Here is a 17,268-nt window from a genome sequence, read left to right as displayed (position 1 = left end):
CCTCAGGTAGTGCGGATCAGTAGGGGTTGTGAGTGTTCGTGCCGGTTAGAACCGGGATAAACACTCACGAGGCGTCAGTGGTCGTGCTCGTCGTCGAAGTCCGCGACGCCGCGTTTCCAGTAGCCGGTCACGTCGTAGTCCTCGCGGGCGAGCCCGAGGTCGTCGCGCAGCCAGCGGCGCAACGGCTTGATCGCGCCCGCCTCCCCGGCGATCCACGCGTAAAGCCGTTCGCCTTCGGGCACCTTGACTTCGCGCACGGCGTCGGCGAGAAGCTCGACGCTGCCGGGCGGTTGGCCTGGGCCGCGATGCAGCCAGTGGACTTCGACGCCTTCCGGAGCGTCGAGGTCGATCTGCTCGCTCGCGTCGGCGACCTCGGCGAACGCCCAGCCGACCGCAGTCCGCGGCAGTTCCTCCAGCCAGCGCGCGAGTGCGGGCAGCGCCGTGATGTCGCCGGCGAGCAGGTAGCGGTCGTAGTTATGCGGCACGATCAGCCCGCCCGGCGGACCGGCGACGTGCACGGCCTCGCCCGGCCGCACCGCGCGCGCCCAGTCCGCGCCGAGACCGCCGTCGTGCAGGGCGACGTCGAGGTCCAGCTCGCCGGACGCCGGGTCGTAGCGGCGGACGGTGTACTCGCGCGAAACCGGCGAAGGCTTCGGCCAGCGGAGCATGTCACCGTTCGCTTCGGGCAGCCGCAGCTCGCCGTCGACGTCCGGGAAGAGGATCTTCACGTGCTCGTCCGGCGAATGCGCCTCGAACCCCGCCGTGCCCGGCCCGCCGAGCGTGACGCGCAGCAGCCCGGCGCCGACCGCGCTGGTCCGCACGACCTCCGCGCGCCGGATCCGGATGGGGTACGGCACTTTCTCGGCTTGGCGGCCCGCGCGGACCTCCGCGATCCGGGCGGTGTGGCGGTGCCGGTGCTCGTCCCGGCTCACTGCGCGCCGCCGGTGAGCAGCTTCGTCCAGTGCCCGAGGCGCGGGTCTTCGGCGAGGTCGGCGAATTCCAGCTGCGCCGCGCCCGCGCCGCGCCACTTCTCGACCAGGCTCATGATCCGCATCGAATCGAGGCCGAGGTCGGCGAGGTCGGTGTCCGGGGTCAGCTCGTCGAGGCCGCAGCCGAGCAGTTCGGCGACGTCCGCGTTGACCTGGCCGGCAGTGAGTCCGGGGGTGCTCATCGAGGTGCTCCTGCGGGAATCGGCGCCGAGAGCGCGGCGAGCGCGTCGGCGGTGGTGGTGACGACGCCGCAGCGTTGCGCGACGTACTCGCACGCCTGGTCGTGCCGGGAGCGGTCGAAGTCCGCGACCGCGTCGCTGATCAGGAACGGCCGGACGTCGCGCATGAACGCCTCGACCGCCGTGGTCTGGCAGCCGATGTGCGCGTAGACGCCGGTGATCAGCAGCTGGTCGCGGTCGCCGAGCTGCTCGCGGAAAGTGCTGCGCTGGAAGGCGCTGTAGCGCCATTTGTCCAGCACGGTGTCGCCCGGTCGCGGGGCCAGCTCGTCGACAATGTCCGCGGCGCGCGGGTCGTCGTCGATCACCGCGCCGATGCCGTCTCCCCAGAATTCGGTGAGCAGCCCGCGATCGGCGGCCGGCTGCTTGCCCGGCTGCGCGGTGTAGAACACCGGAATGCCGTAGCTGCGCGCCTTCTCGGCGAGCTCCGCGATGTTCGCGACCATCTCCGGAATCGGCGAACCTTCATACGGGGCAAGGAAATACCGCTGGACGTCGTGCACGAGCAGGGCCGACCGCGCCGGGTCGGGCCGCCAGTCGACCCGCCCCTCGGGCAGGTCCGCCGCCGTCGGCAGCGGGTACGCCCGGATTCTCGGCAGGGACACGCTTCACCTCTCCTTCGCCAGGGCGGCCAGCGCCGCCCGCAGTTCGCGTTTGCTGGTCTTGCCCACGCCGGTGACCGGGAACTCCCCGACCACCTCCACCAGATCCGGCACCTTGAACGCGGCCACGCCGCGCTCGCGCACGAACCGGCGCAGTTCCGCCGCGCTCGGCTGGCTTCCGTCCACCGGAACGACATACGCGCAGGTGCGCTCGCCGAGATACTCGTCGGGCACCGCGACGACGGCCGCGTCGAGCACGCCCGGATGCGCCATCAGGTGGTTCTCGACTTCTTCCGCCGCGACCTTCTCGCCGCCGCGGTTGATCTGCTCCTTCGCCCGCCCGACGACCTCGAGATGCCCGGATTCGCGTCGTCGCACCAAATCGCCAGTGCGGTAAAACCCGTCATCGGTGAACGCCGTCTTGTTGTGCTCGGCCGCGTTGTAGTACCCGCGGATCGTGTACGGCCCGCGCGTGAGCAGCGCGCCGATTTCGCCCGGCTCGACGACGTGGTCCGACTCCGCCAGCGGATCGTCCGGATTCACGACGCGCACCTCGTCGTCCGGCGAGATCGGCCTCCCCTGGGTGCTCAGGACGAGGTCTTCCGGATCGTCCAGCCGGGTGTAGCAGACCAGCCCCTCGGCCATGCCGAACACCTGCTGCAACTGGCACCCCAGCGCCGGCCCGATGCGTTCGGCGAGCTCCCGGCCGCATTTCGCGCCGCCGACGAGCAGAACGTCCAAAGAGGACAGATCCCGTGCGGTGCGCGCCGCCGCCTGCACCCAAGCCGCCGCCAGCGGCGGAACCACTCCGCTGATCGTGACTCCTTCGGCCTCGATCAACCGGAACGCGGTATCGGCGTCCGGCCGCGGCGCCAGCACCGTGGCCGCGCCCGCGTGCAACGCGCCGAGCAGCCCCGGCGAGCTGAGCGGGAAGTTGTGCGCGACCGGCAGGGCCGCGAGGTACACGCTTTCCTTTTTGAGCCCGCAGATCCGCGCACTTTCCCTGACGCTGTAGAGGTAATCGTCGTGAGTACGCGGAATCAGCTTCGGCAACCCCGTGCTTCCGCCGGACAGCTGCAGAAACGCCATCCCCTCCGGATCCGGGTCCGGAAGCTCGCACGGTTCGGTCTCCGCCAGCTCCGCGAATTCCGGTTCCCCGACGACGAAGACTCTTCCCTCGGCGACCTCCCGCGCCATCTTCGCGTGATCGTGCCCAGCGTGCTCTCCGACGGTGATGATCGCCGTTGCTTCGCTCTGCTCCACGAAGTGCCGCAACTCGCTGTCCCGATGCGCGGGCAACGCGAACACCGGCACCGCCCCGGCCCGCCACAGCCCGAAAACGACAGACACGAACTCCGGAATGTTCGGCAACTGCACGACCACCCGGTCGCCCTGCTTGATCCCGTTCGCGGCAAACCCAGCCGCCAACCGATGCGCCCGCTCGTCCAGTTCGGCGAACGGCCACCGCTGATCCTCGCCGACCACCGCCGTCCGGTCCGCGTACGCGTCCTTGAGCGAGGTCAGCAACGCCCCGAACGTCTGCCCCCGCCAATACCCGCTGGCCCGATACCTCGCCGCGGTTTCCTCCGGCCACAGGCTCACGCGACCCCCTCCGCACCCAGCGCACGCAGCAGCGTCCCGAACTTCGCGCTGGTCTCGGCCAGTTCCGCCGCCGGATCAGACCCAGCGACGACACCCGCCCCCGCGAACAGCCGCGCCGTCTTGTCGGACACCTCGGCACACCGGATCGTGACCACCCATTCGCCGTCCCCCGCGAGGTCGGTCCACCCGACCAGCCCCGCGTAGTACCCGCGATCCTCCGGTTCGAGTTGCGCGATCGTGTCGCGCGCCAGCCCGACCGGCACGCCGCACACCGCAGGCGTCGGATGCAGTGCTTCAGCCAACTCCAACGACGACGGCCCGCCCGGCCCCACTCGTCCGGTGATCCGGGTCGAAAGGTGCCACATCGTAGGCGTGCCAATCACTTCCGGCTCTTCCGGAACTTCCAGCTCGGTGCAGTAACGCCCCAGCACCTCCGCGACTTGCGCGGCGACGAGAGCGTGCTCGTTGAGGTCCTTTTCGGACACTCGCAGCTCGGCAATCGCCTGCGCGTCCTGCACCGGGTCCCCCGTCCGCCGCCGCGACCCGGCAAGCGGATTCGCGGTCACGACGTCGCCCTTGCGAGACACCAGCAACTCCGGACTAGCCCCGACAAGCGTCCGCGGCGCCGGATCCCCCGGTGCGCTCACGTCGACGGCGAAGGCGTGCGCCGCAGGGTCCGCCACGACGAGGTTGCGGAGCAGTCGCTGGACGGAAACGCCTTGCTCGCCAACGAGATCCAGCGCTCGGGCGAGGACGACCTTCTCGAGTTCCCCGTCCCCGATGAGATCGACTGCCCGGCGGACACTTTCGGCGTAGACCTCGGGGGTTGGTTGGGGGATAACGGTCCAGGGGGTTTGAGCCGAGAACACGCTCGACTCCCGGCGATCTCCCTCAGCGGAGACTCCGGCAGCCAGCTCCGCGCGACCAGCCACGCCCGAAACCCCACCAGCCTGCTCCGCGCGACCAGCCACGCCCGAAACCCCACCAGCCTGCTCCGCACAACCACCTACGCCTGAAACCTCACCAGCGAGCTCCGCACGACCGCCCACGCCTGGATCCGCGCCAACCGACTCCGTGGTACCGGCCACGCCCGAAACCTCACCAGCCTGCCCCGCGCGACCGGCCACACCTGAAACCTCACCAGCCAGCTCCGCACGACCGGCCACACCTGAAACCCCGCCCGCCGAGTCGCCCGGCGCCGCGGCCCGGCGCACCACCGCGGGCACGATCAGGCTGCTCCCGGAATCCGGCCGAAACCCGATCGCTCCCACCACAACCGGATCGGCAACCCCCGCCAGCACAGCGGCTTCCAACGCCTCAGCAGCCGCCGCGGCCCGGTTGCCCGGCGTGCCTCGGACACACGAGTGCACCCCGTCGGCGAGCAGCACCCCGCGGGCCGACGAGTAGTAGAACGACCCCGGCAGGTACGCGGCCAGGAGATCCGCCGCCCGGTGGACCGGCCGCGGACGGGCCGGAGCAGGTGAGGACACGAGGTGAATTCCCTTTCGCACACGCGCAGGCGGCCGAGCCACCCCGTCCGTTCCTTGAGCAAGGTTCTTTGCGCAAGGTCCAGACCTTGACTGTTCGGTTAGCCTAACCTAATGGACACTAACGTATCCGGACGAAAAGGAAAAGCCGCCCGGAGGGTCGACCCGGGTCACGCGCGAAGCGTGGCCCCGCCGTCGACGTAGAGGTTCTGCATGGTGATGTGCCGCGCCCGGTCGCACGCGAGGAAGAGCACCGCGTCCGCGATATCGGCCGGGTCGGCGATCCGCCCGAGCGGAATCCCGACGCGGAATTCCCCCGGATTTCCCGCGATCACGCGAGCTTCGCCGGAGTCGTCCGTCCACAGTAGACGTTGCATGTCGGTGTCCGTCGACCCCGGCGAGACGATATTGCACCGAATCCCCGACCCGGCGAGTTCCAGCCCGAGACAGCGGGTGAGCATGGTCGCCGCCGCCTTCGAAGCCGCATAAGCAGCCATCCCGGTCCGCGGGACACCAGCCGCATTCGACCCCACAGTCACGAGCGCCCCGCTCCCCCGCGGCTGCATCCGCCGGGAGATCTCGCGCAGCACAGTGAAAACGCCGGTCGAGTTGACCGCGAAGGTCGCCGCCCAGTCCGCGTCTGTGGTCTCGCCGACCGTCCCGGGCCGCAACACCCCCGCGACAGACACACCGATCCCGATCGGGCCCAGCTCCCGTTCAACGTCCGCCACGACCCGCGCGACCGCCTGCGGATCCCCGACGTTCGCCACGAACGGCACCACCCGCCCGACTCCGCCGCCACGCGCCCTGCCATCCGAAGCAGCGCCGACGTCTACCCGACCCGACTCCGCCCCGAGGCCCAACGCGACGCCGCCAAGCGCCCCACCGTCCGAGACACTCCCGGCATCAACCCCACTCGACTCCGCCACGATGCCCGACGCGACGCCGCCGAACGCCCCACGATCCGAGACGCCCCCGGCACCAGTCCTACCCGGCTCCGCCACGAAGCCCGACGCCACACCGTCAAGCGCCCCACTGTCCGAGACGCTCCCGGCACCAGCCCCACTCGGCTCCGCCGCCAAGCTCGACGTGGCCCCGCCACCCGAATCGCCCCAGGTGTCAGCCCGAGCCGGCTCCGCGCCGTAGTCCCGCGCGGCGACCTCCCGCAACCCCTCCTCGTCAATGTCGACTGCGGCCACCACAGCACCGGCGCGGGCGAGCGCCTCCACGACGGCCGCCCCGATCCCGCGCGCACCGCCGGTGACCAGCGCGACCCGCCCCTCGATCCCGGCTTCCGCGTCCCGCGTCACCGCGCACCTCACCCTCCGTCGCCGACTGATTAGGCAAACCTAACCTAATCAAGTGAGCGACGGCCAGGGTGATCCCGCCCACCTCCGGTTCAGCGGCCGGGCGCGAAATTCCGCAGCCGCAAGCTGTTGGCCACCACCAGCACCGACGACAGCGACATCGCGGCCCCCGCGATCAGCGGATTCAGCAGTCCGCACGCGGCGAGCGGCAACGCGGCCACGTTGTACCCGAACGCCCAGACCAGATTGCCGCGGATCGTGCGCAACGTCCGCTGAGCGAGACGGATCGCGTCCGGCAGCACCGACAGATCGTCACGGACCAGGATGATGTCGGCCGAACGCAAAGCCAAATCGGTACCCTCCGCGACGGCCAGCCCGAGATCAGCGGTCGCCAGCGCCGGAGCGTCGTTCACTCCGTCGCCGACCATCGCTACCCGATGTCCCTTGCGCTGCAACGCCGACACCGCCGCCGCCTTCTCGCTCGGCAAAACCCCGGCGAGCACCTCGGGAATCCCGACCTCCGCCGCGACCGCCTGCGCCGTCGCCTCGTTATCGCCGGTCAGCAGCACCGTCTTCAACCCCAGCCGATGCAACTGCGCGACCGCCGCCTGCGCCGACGGCTTCACCTCGTCCCGGACTACGAGCATGCCCGCGACCTCGCCGGCTTTCGCCACAAGCACGACCGTCGCCCCGCCAGCCTCCGCCGACGCCACTTCAGCCTCGACCTCCGGGCCAACCGAAACCCCTTCGCCGACCAGCAACCTCGGCCTTCCGACCACTACCGCCGCACCCTCCACCACGCCGCGCGCACCCAGCCCCGGCAAGGCCTCGAACTCAGCGGCGACCGGAAGAACCTCCGGCCCACCGGCGACAATCGCTGCTGCAATCGGGTGTTCCGACGATGCTTCCACCGCGGCGGCGAGACGCAGCACGTCCGCCGACGAGTACGATCCGAACGCCCTGGCCTCGGCGAGAGTCATCCGTCCTTGAGTCACCGTGCCGGTCTTGTCCAGCACGACGGTGTCGACGGTGCGACTCGCCTCGAGCGCATCCGGCCCCTTCACCAGAATCCCGAGCTGCGCACCCCGCCCGACGCCGACCATCAACGCCGTCGGGGTCGCCAGCCCCAGCGCACACGGGCACGCGATGATCAGCACGGACACCGCCGCCCCGAACGCGTCCCGCACCGGGTTCCCGGTGAGCAGCCACCCCGCCAGCGTGAGCACCGCGAGCGCCGAGACCACCGGGACGAACACCGCGCACACCCGGTCGGCCAGCCGCTGCACCGCCGCCTTCCGCTCCTGCGCCCGCTCGGCCAGCGCGCTCATCTGCGCCAGCTGCGACCGTGCCCCGACTGCCTCCGCACGCACTACCAGCCGGCCGTTCAGGTTGACGCTCCCGCCGATCACCCGGTTTCCCGGTCCGACCTCCGCCGGAACCGGTTCTCCCGTGATGGCGCTGACATCCACTGTGGACAGACCGCTGTCGACAGTTCCGTCAGCGGCGACCTTCTCCCCCGGCCGCACCACGAACCGGTCGCCGACCACCAGTTCGCCGATTCCGACCAGTACTTCGCTGTCCACGCGTAGAATCCGCACGTCCTTCGCCGCCAGCGCGTCCAGTGCGCCGAGCAGGTCCGCCGCACCTCGCCGAGACCGCGCCTCGAAGTACCTGCCAGCGAGCAGGAACGTCGTCACGCCTGCGGCGACATCGAGGTACACCGAATCCGCGCCCGGCGCCGTCGCGCCGAATCCGATCCAGTACCCCGCCTCGGTGCCCGATCCGACCAGCACCGAAGCCGCCGACCACAGGTAAGAAGCCAGCACTCCCAGAGAAACGAGAGTGTCCATACTGGACGATCGATGCCGCAGATTGCGCAGTGCGGCACGGTGGAACGGTGCCGCCGACCAGAACACCACCGGCGTCGCGAGCAGCAGGCACACCAGCTCCCACAACGGGAAGCGCAACGACGGCACGAGCGCGAGCGTGATCGACAGGTTTCCCAGCGGGACCGCCAGCACCGCGGCCACGATCAGCCGGCGGCGCAGATCGCGCACCCGCGCGTCGCGGTTTTCCGGAGTCGTTTCGCCGCGGACAGTCGCGGTGTAGCCCGCCCGCTCGATCGTCGCGATCAGCGAGGCGGGGTCAAGGTCAGGCGGATAGTGGACGGTCGCGCGTTCGGTCGCATAGTTCACCGTGGCGCGGACGCCGTCGAGCTTGCCGAGGGAACGCTCGACGCGCGCCGCGCAAGCGGCACAGGTCATCCCGCCGACGGCAAGATCGAGGTGACGGGTCGGGGTCGCCGCGGGGGCGGCGGTGTGCGTAGACATGGTTCTCCGGATTCCAGAACGGGCACTAAGGCGGTGGCAGTGCCGACGCCGGAAGGCGGACTGATTTCCATAGTACGCCTGGTTTTCCGTCGCCACTCCTTCGGGTGACTTGGGAACCTTTCGGCCCTCCCCGACGACTATCCAGATGGTGGCAGTGCCCGACCCGACCCCGATCAGACAGGAGCGAAGATGTCCGAAACCTTTGCCGCATCAGGAGATCTGCGGCATGTGACCACGTTCTGCGGCAACTGCGACTGCGGCTGCCCGGAACTGTTCCTCGACGACGCCGCCCCGCCGGAACGTCGTGTCGTCCTGACCGACGACTTCGGGCAGCGTGTGCAGATGAGCTTGGCACAGCTGAAAGTTCTCGTCGCGGACGTCAAGGACGGAGCCTTGGACAAGGTGGTGACAGCCGTGGTTTAGCGACGGAATCGTTGCGATGCACCGAGATCGCGGCTTCCCAAGGTGGGACGCGTGATCTGCGGGCTACCAGATTTCAGCGAGCGGCGAGCCGATGCCGGTCGAGCGGAACTCAGGAGTGACCGAACCTGATTCGCCTAGGCAGTCATCGGCCGCAGCTACTGCCTTCTGGCCGCCAGGTTGGCGAGCATCGCGTTGTAGGCGGCGAAATCGTCGTCGTCGCCTTGGTCGAAGCGCCGGTCCAGACGTGCGGCTTCGCGATCGTCGTGGCGGCCCCACTGCACCAGCAGCGCCACGACGACCACGATCATCGGGATTTCCCCGGTGGCCCAGGCGATGCCGCCGCCAAGGCGTTGATCAGAGAGGAGGTCGGGCATCCACGGAAGGGACAGGTAGCGGTAGAACGTCTCGGCGATCACCGTCTGCTTGTTCATCAGGATGACGCCGAAGAAGGCGTGGAACGGCATCACCGCGAACATCATGCCGAGCCGCGCGAGATGCGGCAGCGAGCGCGGCGGGCGGTCGACGCCGATCACCAGCCAGAAGAAAACATAGCCGGACACGAGGAAATGGAGGTTCATCAGCTGGTGCGCCCAGTGGTAGCGCATCGCCTCGCCGAACAGGCCCGAGAAGTACAGCGCGTAGTACGAGCCGACGAACACGACCGACGCCACCAGCGGGTGCGCCACCAGGCGCGTGAACCGCGAGTGCAGCAGCGCCACCAGCCACTCGCGCGGACCGTCCGGTCGCTTGCCCGCCACTGGCAAGGCGCGTAGCGCAAGGGTCACCGGGCCGCCGAGCACGAGCAGGAGCGGAGCGAGCATGGCCAGCGTCATGTGGATGACCATGTGCAGGCTGAAGGTTCCGGACGAGTACTTGCCCAGGCCGGACGACGTCGCGATCAGCACCGTCGCCCAGCCGCAGGTCCACGCCCAGAACCGGCCGCGCGGCCAGTCGTCGCCGCGAATGCGGAGACGACGTGCCCCGACCGCGTAGGCCGCGACGGCGAGCACTGCCACGACACCGAGCAGCAAGTCCGGACGCCAATCGAGGAAGAGCCGGGCGAACGTCGGAGGGTCAGGCAGGTCGTAGCCGAGCACGGTCTCGCCGACGGTCGCCGGATCGTCCACGAACGCCGGCGGCACCAGGTGCGCCAGCCCAGCAGAGACACCCATAGCCCCAGCCAGCACTACGACCTCAACCACGAGAGCCGCTTTCCCGCCGCCCCACCGCCGGCGTGTGGCGGCGATCAGCACCGCCAACACGACCGTGATCACGACCTTCACCCCGAGGAGAAAGCCATAGCCAGTAGACAATCCAGCCGGACGGGCAAGTGCGAGACCGTCGACTATTCCGGAGGCGGCTAGGACAACGAGACAGCAGGTCGCCAACCGTCGGTACCGACGCAGCGCGACTTCTCGTGCCGAGCCCGAACCGCGGACGTGGAGCAGCAGCGCAACCAGCGAGCCAGTCCACAGTGCTGCCGCGATCACGTGCCACACCAAGGCATTCGTGGCCAGGTCGTGCCACGCGCCGATGGAAACGTGCCCGGCGATCGCCCGCGGCAGCAGCCCGACGACGGCGAGGCCCAGCCACCACACCGTGGTGCGCCAGGTCAGCGTGCACCAGACGCCGATCGCTACGGTCGTCGCCACTGCCAGGACGCAGAGCCAGGCTTTGGGTTCCTCCATGGCGTCCACGAGGACGGCGAGGTCCGCCAGGTGCCAGGCCTCGAAAACTGGCCGCCCGGACGCGTCCGCAGCGTCGAACGGCACCAGCACCGCGGCAGCGAGCGCCCAGACGACCGCGGCACCCGCTGCGGTGCGGGTCGCCGCGTAGCCGTCTGGGGAGAGCCGTCCCGATTCGCCTGGCGGGCTCAGGAACGCCGCGAACGCAAGCCCGCCGACGCAGGCCACACCGGCCGCGTCGGCGATCAACCGGAGCAAGGAGGTGCCAAAGGACGTCAACGGGCCGGGAGCCGGGTTGCCGACAGCGGCATAGACATCGCCCGCCGCGGCGACCACCGCCACGACGACGACCGCGGCGAACCCCGCGGCGGCAAGCAAACCCCGCCGGTGCGGGGCCGGAATAGTGCGCACAGCAGAATGGTCGGGCGGAGACGACCGGGAGTTCCCGCGATCTGGATCACGGTCGAGATCCCGGCGGTCGCCAGCGGGCTGCGGCTGGTTCAGTCCGCACTGGAGCATTCCGTCAGGCACCATCGGACTGCGCGAACGACGCCCCAGGCTCAGACCGAGCTGAAGCACTCCACTAGGCGCCAGCGGACTACGGGAACGACAGCCCTCGTTCAGACCGCGCTGAAGCAGCGCACCAGGCGCCAGCGGACTGCGCGAACGACAGCCCCTGTTTGAGACCACATTGGAGCATTCCGCCAGGCACCGACGGGCTACTGGAACGACACCCCTTCAGGCCGCGTTGAAGCACGCCACCAGACACCAACGGACTACACGAACAACACCCCAAGCTCAGACCACACTGAGCTCTCCCCCGGTCAAGGCGTACGCGCCGCGGACTGTCGGCAAAGGACCTTTGCCGACAGTCCACCCCAGCCGCCAGCCGGAGGGGGCTGGCCGTGTGACACCCGACCAGCCAGGAGATCCTGCATTCCCTGGTCCGGGAAGCACCTGTGCTCGGCCTGCCCCTCGGCGCTGACGTGGCTCTACGCCTATCGAGGCCTTGAGCCGCTGGTTGCCACCGGCTGGCTCGCTGTCCGTCTGTACGACGGCGGAAGGCAACAACAGGCGACGGACGGCGATGGCCTCGCGTCCAGCGGCGGGCGACACCGGTTCAGCCGCCGTCGTCTGGTCCGGACACGGTGTGGATCGGCAGCAGCGTCAGCGCCGCCGGTGCGTCGGCGGGGACGGCGGGAGTTTTCGGTGCCACGGGTGCGATCCGGACGTAGCCGCTGCCCTGGTCTGGTCTCGGGTCGGTGTCGCCCTTGTTCGGCCAGAGGGCGGCGGCGCGCTCGGCTTGGGCGGTGATCGTGAGCGACGGGTTGACGCCGAGGTTGGCGGAGACAGCGGCACCGTCGACCACGCTGAGGGTCGGGTAGCCGAACACGCGGTGGTAGGCGTCGATCACGCCGTGCTCGCGGTCCGCGCCGATGGTCGCGCCGCCTAGGAAGTGCGCGGTGGTGGGGATGTTGACCAGTTCGCCCCAGGAACCCCGGGCGTCGCCGTCGAGTTCGGTGGCTACGCGGCGGGTGAAGTCGTTGCCTTCCGGAATCCAGGTCGGATTCGGTTCGCCGTGGCCCTGTCTGGAGGTCATTCTGCGGCCGCCGAACAGGGTGCGTCTGGTGTACGTAGTGAGCGAGTTGTCGCGATGTTGCATCACCAGGGTGACGATGGAACGTTCGCTCATCCGGCGCACGTTCAGCGCGCGCACCAGCTGCATCGGCCGGATCAGCACCGTGAGCAGGAATTTCAGCCAGCGCGGGAGCGCGCCGCCGCCGTCGACCATCACGGTTTGCAGCAGGCCCAGGAAGTTCGAACCCTTGCCGAACCGGACCGGTTCCAGGTGGGTGTCGGGGGTCGGGTGCAAGGACGAGGTGATCGCCACGCCTCGGCACAGGTCGCGGGTTGGGTCGATCTTCTTGCCGACTGCGGCGACGACGGCTTCCGAGTTGGTGCGGGTGAGTTCGCCCAGCCGGTCCGACAGGTTCGGCAGCACGCCTCGATCACGCATGGCGTGCAACAGTTTCTGCGTACCCATCGTGCCGGCGGCGAGCACGACGTGCCGCGCGGTGAGGGTCGTGCGGTGCTTGCGTGTCCAGGCGCCGCTGCGTTCGGTGGTGACCGACCAGGTGCTGTCGGGCAGTTGCCGGAATTCGGTGACCGTGGTCATCGGCAGGACTTGCGCGCCGGCTTTTTCGGCCAGGTACAGATAGTTTTTGACCAGGGTGTTCTTGGCACCGACCTTGCAGCCGGCCATGCAGTCGCCGCATTCGGTGCAGCCGGTGCGGTCGGGGCCGGCTCCGCCGAAGTAGGGATCGGCGACGGTTTCGCCTGGCTCGCCGAAATAGACGCCGACCGGGGTCCGCACGAAGGTGTCGCCGAAGCCCAGGGTGTCGGCGACCCGGCGGAAAACCTCGTCGGCGGGAGTAACACGGGGGTTCTGGACCACGCCGAGCATCTTCTGCGCCTGCCGGTAAAAGGGCGCTAGTTCGGCCTGCCAATCGGTGATGTCGCGCCACTGCGGGTCCCGAAAGAACGGTTCCGGCGGCACGTAAAGAGTGTTGGCGTAGTTCAGCGAACCCCCGCCGACGCCCGCGCCGCCGGCAACGAGCGCGTCGCGGATCAGGTGGATGCGCTGGATGCCGTAACAGCCGAGCTTGGGAGCCCACAGAAAGGTGCGCAGCCGCCAATTCGTCGCAGGAAGCTCCTCGTCGGCGAAACGACGGCCGGCTTCGACGACGCCCACCGAATAGCCCTTCTCCGCGAGGCGCAGCGCGGTGACGCTGCCGCCGAAACCGGACCCGATGATCAGGACGTCGAAGTCGGTCATCGAGGTCTCCTGTGCTCGGCAGGCGTCCGCGGACGAGGTGACGGTAGGGCCGGAGAACGGCCGCGCCCAGGACCGGCCCGAGCGTCCGGGGGGACCGAAACGAGCGGCCGGATCCGAAGGACACGATGATGGACGAATAAGCAAAAAGTGTCTAGTCTTCTAGTCCGGTGCCGGTGGAAAGCCGAGCTCCCCAGCCCGGGTCAGGAGGACGACATGACGACGCCGTCACGCCGGACAACTCGCGATCAAGTCGCCGCGCGCTTGCTCGGCGGTTCGATCCGGCGATCGCACAACTCGCTGGTCGAGATCGACTGGGACGCGCCCCAGGATCCCGACCTCTTCTACATGCCGCCGGAGACGATCAGCCTCTACGGAACGCCGCTGTGGGAGAAGATGTCCCATCGCGAGCGGGTGGAGCTCTCGCGGCAGGAGGTCGCCAACACCTTCAGCCGCGCGGTGTGGTTCGAGAACACGCTCAACCAGGGCCTGCTGCGGACGATGCTGTATCAGGACCCCACCTCGCCGCACGTGCACTACGCCCTGACCGAACTGGGCGACGAGACCCGGCACATGGTGATGTTCGGCAAGATGGTGAGCGCGATCGGCGCCGAGCCCTACCGGTTGTCCCGCCTGCAAGTCCTGGCCGTCCAGGCGATGCCGTTCCTGTATCGCGGCTTGATGCTCTACGTCGCGGCGCTGTGCGGCGAGGAAGTCATCGACGACGTGCAGCGCAAATACCTCGCCCACCCGGGACTGCAGCCGATCGTGGCTCAGACCATGCGCATTCACATCGCCGAGGAAGCCCGCCACATCCGCTTCGCCCGCGAAGGCGTGCGCCGGCGCATGCAGACCGCGCCCTGGTGGTCACGGACCTTCTGCGCGACCGCGAACGGCGCCGCCGCCTTCATCCTCGACAAGATGTTCAATGACAAGCGCGCGTACGAACGCTGCGGGCTGCCGGTCAGGGAAGCGGTTCGCCAGGCCAAGGCCAACGAGTACAACCGGGCCGGCCGCCGGGCCGCGTTCGCCGACTTCCGCGAATTCCTGGAGGACAACAACCTGCTCAACGTCGTGTCCCGGGCCGCGTGGCGCCGATACGGATTCCTCGCGTGAGCGCGCCGGAAGCGCTCGTCTTCGAAGTCCTGGTCATCGGCACCGGGTTCGGCGGCCTCTGCGCCGCCGTGAAACTTCGCGAGGCGGGCATCGACAATTTCGTGGTGCTTGAGAAGGCCGACGACGTGGGCGGGACCTGGCGCGAAAACACCTATCCCGGTGCGGCCTGCGACGTGATGTCGTTGATGTACTCGTTCTCGTTCGCGCCGAATCCGCACTGGACACGGGGATACGCCCAGCAGCCCGAGATTCTCGGCTACCTGCGCGGCGTCGCCGATGCGTACGATCTGCGCCGCAGCATCGTCTTCGGCGCTGAGGTGGTCTCGCAGATTTTCGACGACGACACCGACACCTGGACGGTGCGGACCGCCAGCCGCGGCACGTTCACCGCCCGGTCGATCATTTCGGGCACCGGACCGCTTCACATTCCCAGCGTGCCCGACCTGCCGGGCGTCGAGCGTTTCGCGGGCACCGCCTTCCATTCCTCGCAGTGGGACCACGAATTCGACTTCGCGGGCAAGCGGGTCGCCGTCATCGGCACCGGCGCCAGCGCGGTGCAGTTCATCCCCGAGGTCGCCAAGCAGGCCGGGCATTTGTCGGTGTTCCAGCGCACCCCCAACTGGTGCCTGCCCAAATTCGACCGCTCCATCGGGCTGGCCGAGCGGACGGCTTACCGGGCGATTCCCGGCCTGCGCCGCCTGGTCCGCGCCGGAATCTATTTCAGTCACGAGGCGGCGACCGCGGCGTTCCTGAACCCGAAGTACATGCCGATCCTGCGCCGGGTCGCGCAGTGGCATCTGGACCGCCAGGTCCCCGACCCGGCGTTGCGCGCCAAGCTGCGGCCCGACTACGAGATGGGCTGCAAGCGCACCGTCATGGACAACGGCTATTTTCCGGCGCTGCAGCGGGACAATGTGGACCTGGTGACCGAGCCGATCCGGGAGGTCGCCGAAGACGGGGTCATCACCGCGGACGGATCACGTCATCCGGTCGACGCGATCGTGTACGGCACCGGATTCAAGGTGACCGACGCGGCCGCCGACCTGGTGCTGACCGGCCGGAACGGGCGCACCATCCAGGACCTGTGGGCGGACGGGCCCGAAGGCTATCTGGGAGTCGCCGCCCATGGGCTGCCGAACTACTTCACCCTGGTCGGACCGAATACCGGCGTCGGCAACCAGTCGATCGTCTTCATCATCGAGGCCCAGGTCCGCTACATCGTGCAGCTGCTCGCCGCGATGAACCGCCGCGAGCACACCCGGGTCGAGGTCAAGGCGCACGTGCAGGCGCAGTTCAACCGGCAGCTGCAACGCAAGTCCGAAGGCACGGTCTGGACGGCAGGCGGGTGCAGCAGCTGGTATCTGGACGCCAACGGCGTCAACCGGGCGATCTGGCCGGAGACCACGCTGGCTTACTGGAAACGCACCCGCACCGCCAACCTCGGCGACTTCGAATTCAGCCGGCTCGGCGACCGGGAAGAAGACGAGGACTACTCCGGCCCGGCCGAGCTGATCGCCCAGGACGGAACCCGCCACCCGGTGCAGATCCACGTGCAGGCGACTTACGAACCGGTGGAGAACACGATCCGCTGGTACGGCCGGGTCGCGCCGTCGCCGCGGCTGACGGAGCTGCACGTGCGCAACAACTTGCCGGTCCAGCTGCGCATCGAGGACAACGAGCCGGTCGACGGCCTGCTCGTCGACGTCGATCCGTGGGGCGGCTCGCGGATCCACGGGCGCGGGGCGTACCCGTATCCGCCGCCGATGGACGCCGAACTCGACCTGCTGTTCAGCCTTCCCAGCCCCGCCGAGCACGGAGACCCTGATGCGTGATTATCGTGGCCGCGTCGTCGCCATCACGGGTGCTGGCAGCGGCATCGGCCGGTCGCTGGCCTGCCGGCTGGCTTACCAGGGCGCCCGGCTGGCCCTGTCCGACATCAACGCCGACGCGGTCGCCGCGACCGCGCGGGAATGCCAGCTCCGCCGCGCGGCCGACGTCGAGCACTTCGCGCTCGACGTGTCCGATCGAGACGCGGTCTACGCGCACGCCGACGCCGTCGCCGACCGCCTCGGCGCGGTGCATCTGGTGATCAACAACGCCGGCGTGGCAGTGCACGCCGGGGTGCGGGCGATGACCGACGAGGACATGGCCTGGATCATGGACATCAACTTCTGGGGCGTGGTGCACGGAACCCGCGCGTTCCTGCCGCACCTGATCGCGTCCGGCTCGGGACAGGTGGCGAACGTGTCGTCGGTGTTCGGGCTGATCTCGGCGCCGAAGGACTCGGCGTACAACGCGTCCAAGTTCGCGGTCCGGGGATTCACCGAGTCACTCCGGCAGGAACTGCGGATCGAACGGCAGCCCGTGTCCGTCAGCTGCGTCCACCCCGGCGGGATCAAAACCGCGATCGCCCGCACCGCGCGAGTCGGCGACGGCGACGACCAGGCGGCGGTGGCGGCGTTGTTCGACCGGGTCGCCCTCACCACGCCCGATTCCGCCGCGCGCACCATCATCGCCGGGCTGCGGCGCGACCGGGCCCGCATTCTCGTCGGACCCGACGCCTGGGCGATCGCGGCCCTGCCCCGGCTGCTCGGCGCGCGTTATTCCTTCGCTGTCGAGAAAGCCGCTCGCCTGCTCTCGGTGTGACTCCCCAAGGAT

Annotated in this window: 13 protein-coding genes and 1 pseudogene; 4 read left to right on the top strand and 10 right to left on the bottom strand. The window is 69.2% G+C overall.

Translation table 11 applies throughout. The features are described 5' to 3' along the window. Positions 1–74: 74 nt before the first annotated feature. The 8 genes and pseudogenes from ABD156_RS27160 to ABD156_RS27125 form a co-directional block, all read right to left on the bottom strand. The gene (locus tag ABD156_RS27160) at positions 75–932 is read right to left on the bottom strand and encodes a siderophore-interacting protein (protein WP_344279580.1); all 858 of its coding nucleotides are present in this window, start codon (positions 930–932) and stop codon (positions 75–77) included. Then, the gene (locus tag ABD156_RS27155) at positions 929–1,171 is read right to left on the bottom strand and encodes a phosphopantetheine-binding protein (protein WP_116199911.1); all 243 of its coding nucleotides are present in this window, start codon (positions 1,169–1,171) and stop codon (positions 929–931) included. Before ABD156_RS27155 ends, ABD156_RS27160 begins: the two co-directional genes overlap by 4 nt. Then, the gene (locus ABD156_RS27150; RefSeq protein ID WP_344279575.1) at positions 1,168–1,830 is read right to left on the bottom strand and encodes an isochorismatase family protein; all 663 of its coding nucleotides are present in this window, start codon (positions 1,828–1,830) and stop codon (positions 1,168–1,170) included. The genes ABD156_RS27155 and ABD156_RS27150 overlap by 4 nt, the downstream gene beginning before the upstream one ends. Before the next feature lie 3 nt (positions 1,831–1,833). Then, entirely contained in the window at positions 1,834–3,429 is a 1,596-nt protein-coding gene (locus ABD156_RS27145) for a (2,3-dihydroxybenzoyl)adenylate synthase (RefSeq protein ID WP_344279572.1), read from the bottom strand. Further along, positions 3,426–4,919 carry an isochorismate synthase gene (locus ABD156_RS27140; protein WP_344279569.1) on the bottom strand — a complete coding sequence of 498 codons (1,494 nt, stop codon included), beginning with the start codon at positions 4,917–4,919 and terminating at the stop codon, positions 3,426–3,428. Before ABD156_RS27140 ends, ABD156_RS27145 begins: the two co-directional genes overlap by 4 nt. A gap of 167 nt (positions 4,920–5,086) precedes the next feature. Then, on the bottom strand, positions 5,087–5,845 hold the full coding sequence (locus ABD156_RS27135) for a 2,3-dihydro-2,3-dihydroxybenzoate dehydrogenase (RefSeq protein WP_344279829.1): 759 nt from the start codon (positions 5,843–5,845) through the stop codon (positions 5,087–5,089). 234 nt (positions 5,846–6,079) lie between these two features. Further along, positions 6,080–6,226: pseudogene (locus ABD156_RS27130) on the bottom strand (SDR family NAD(P)-dependent oxidoreductase); the annotation flags it as partial. Positions 6,227–6,315: 89 nt separating this feature from the next. Further along, positions 6,316–8,553, bottom strand: a complete 2,238-nt coding sequence (locus ABD156_RS27125) for a heavy metal translocating P-type ATPase (RefSeq protein WP_344279566.1) — start codon at positions 8,551–8,553, stop codon at positions 6,316–6,318. Positions 8,554–8,742: 189 nt separating this feature from the next. On the opposite strand from ABD156_RS27125, the gene ABD156_RS27120 reads away from it, so the two are divergent. Continuing rightward, positions 8,743–8,976, top strand: a complete 234-nt coding sequence (locus ABD156_RS27120; RefSeq protein ID WP_116199915.1) for a hypothetical protein — start codon at positions 8,743–8,745, stop codon at positions 8,974–8,976. 155 nt (positions 8,977–9,131) lie between these two features. Here the strand turns inward: ABD156_RS27120 and ABD156_RS27115 are convergent, their stop codons facing one another. Next, positions 9,132–11,072 carry a bifunctional copper resistance protein CopD/cytochrome c oxidase assembly protein gene (locus ABD156_RS27115; protein WP_344279560.1) on the bottom strand — a complete coding sequence of 647 codons (1,941 nt, stop codon included), beginning with the start codon at positions 11,070–11,072 and terminating at the stop codon, positions 9,132–9,134. Positions 11,073–11,781: 709 nt separating this feature from the next. After that, the gene (locus tag ABD156_RS27110) at positions 11,782–13,497 is read right to left on the bottom strand and encodes a GMC family oxidoreductase N-terminal domain-containing protein (protein WP_344279557.1); all 1,716 of its coding nucleotides are present in this window, start codon (positions 13,495–13,497) and stop codon (positions 11,782–11,784) included. A gap of 213 nt (positions 13,498–13,710) precedes the next feature. Here ABD156_RS27110 and ABD156_RS27105 point away from each other — a divergent pair, with 213 nt between their 5' ends. Genes ABD156_RS27105 through ABD156_RS27095 form a run of 3 tightly spaced genes read left to right on the top strand, consistent with a single transcriptional unit; the run spans position 13,711 to position 17,256 of the window. Next, positions 13,711–14,610 carry an AurF N-oxygenase family protein gene (locus tag ABD156_RS27105; protein WP_344279554.1) on the top strand — a complete coding sequence of 300 codons (900 nt, stop codon included), beginning with the start codon at positions 13,711–13,713 and terminating at the stop codon, positions 14,608–14,610. Next, entirely contained in the window at positions 14,607–16,442 is a 1,836-nt protein-coding gene (locus ABD156_RS27100; RefSeq protein ID WP_344279551.1) for an NAD(P)-binding domain-containing protein, read from the top strand. The genes ABD156_RS27105 and ABD156_RS27100 overlap by 4 nt, the downstream gene beginning before the upstream one ends. Continuing rightward, a complete protein-coding gene (locus ABD156_RS27095) occupies positions 16,435–17,256 on the top strand; it encodes an SDR family NAD(P)-dependent oxidoreductase (RefSeq protein ID WP_344279548.1) in 822 nt (273 codons plus the stop codon). The genes ABD156_RS27100 and ABD156_RS27095 overlap by 8 nt, the downstream gene beginning before the upstream one ends. Positions 17,257–17,268 lie beyond the last annotated feature (12 nt).

The organism is Amycolatopsis albidoflavus (assembly GCF_039525725.1).
GTDB lineage: Bacteria > Actinomycetota > Actinomycetes > Mycobacteriales > Pseudonocardiaceae > Amycolatopsis > Amycolatopsis albidoflava.
The sequence above is the reverse complement of the archived record's forward strand: the minus strand, read 5'-3'. Positions and strand labels throughout refer to the sequence as shown.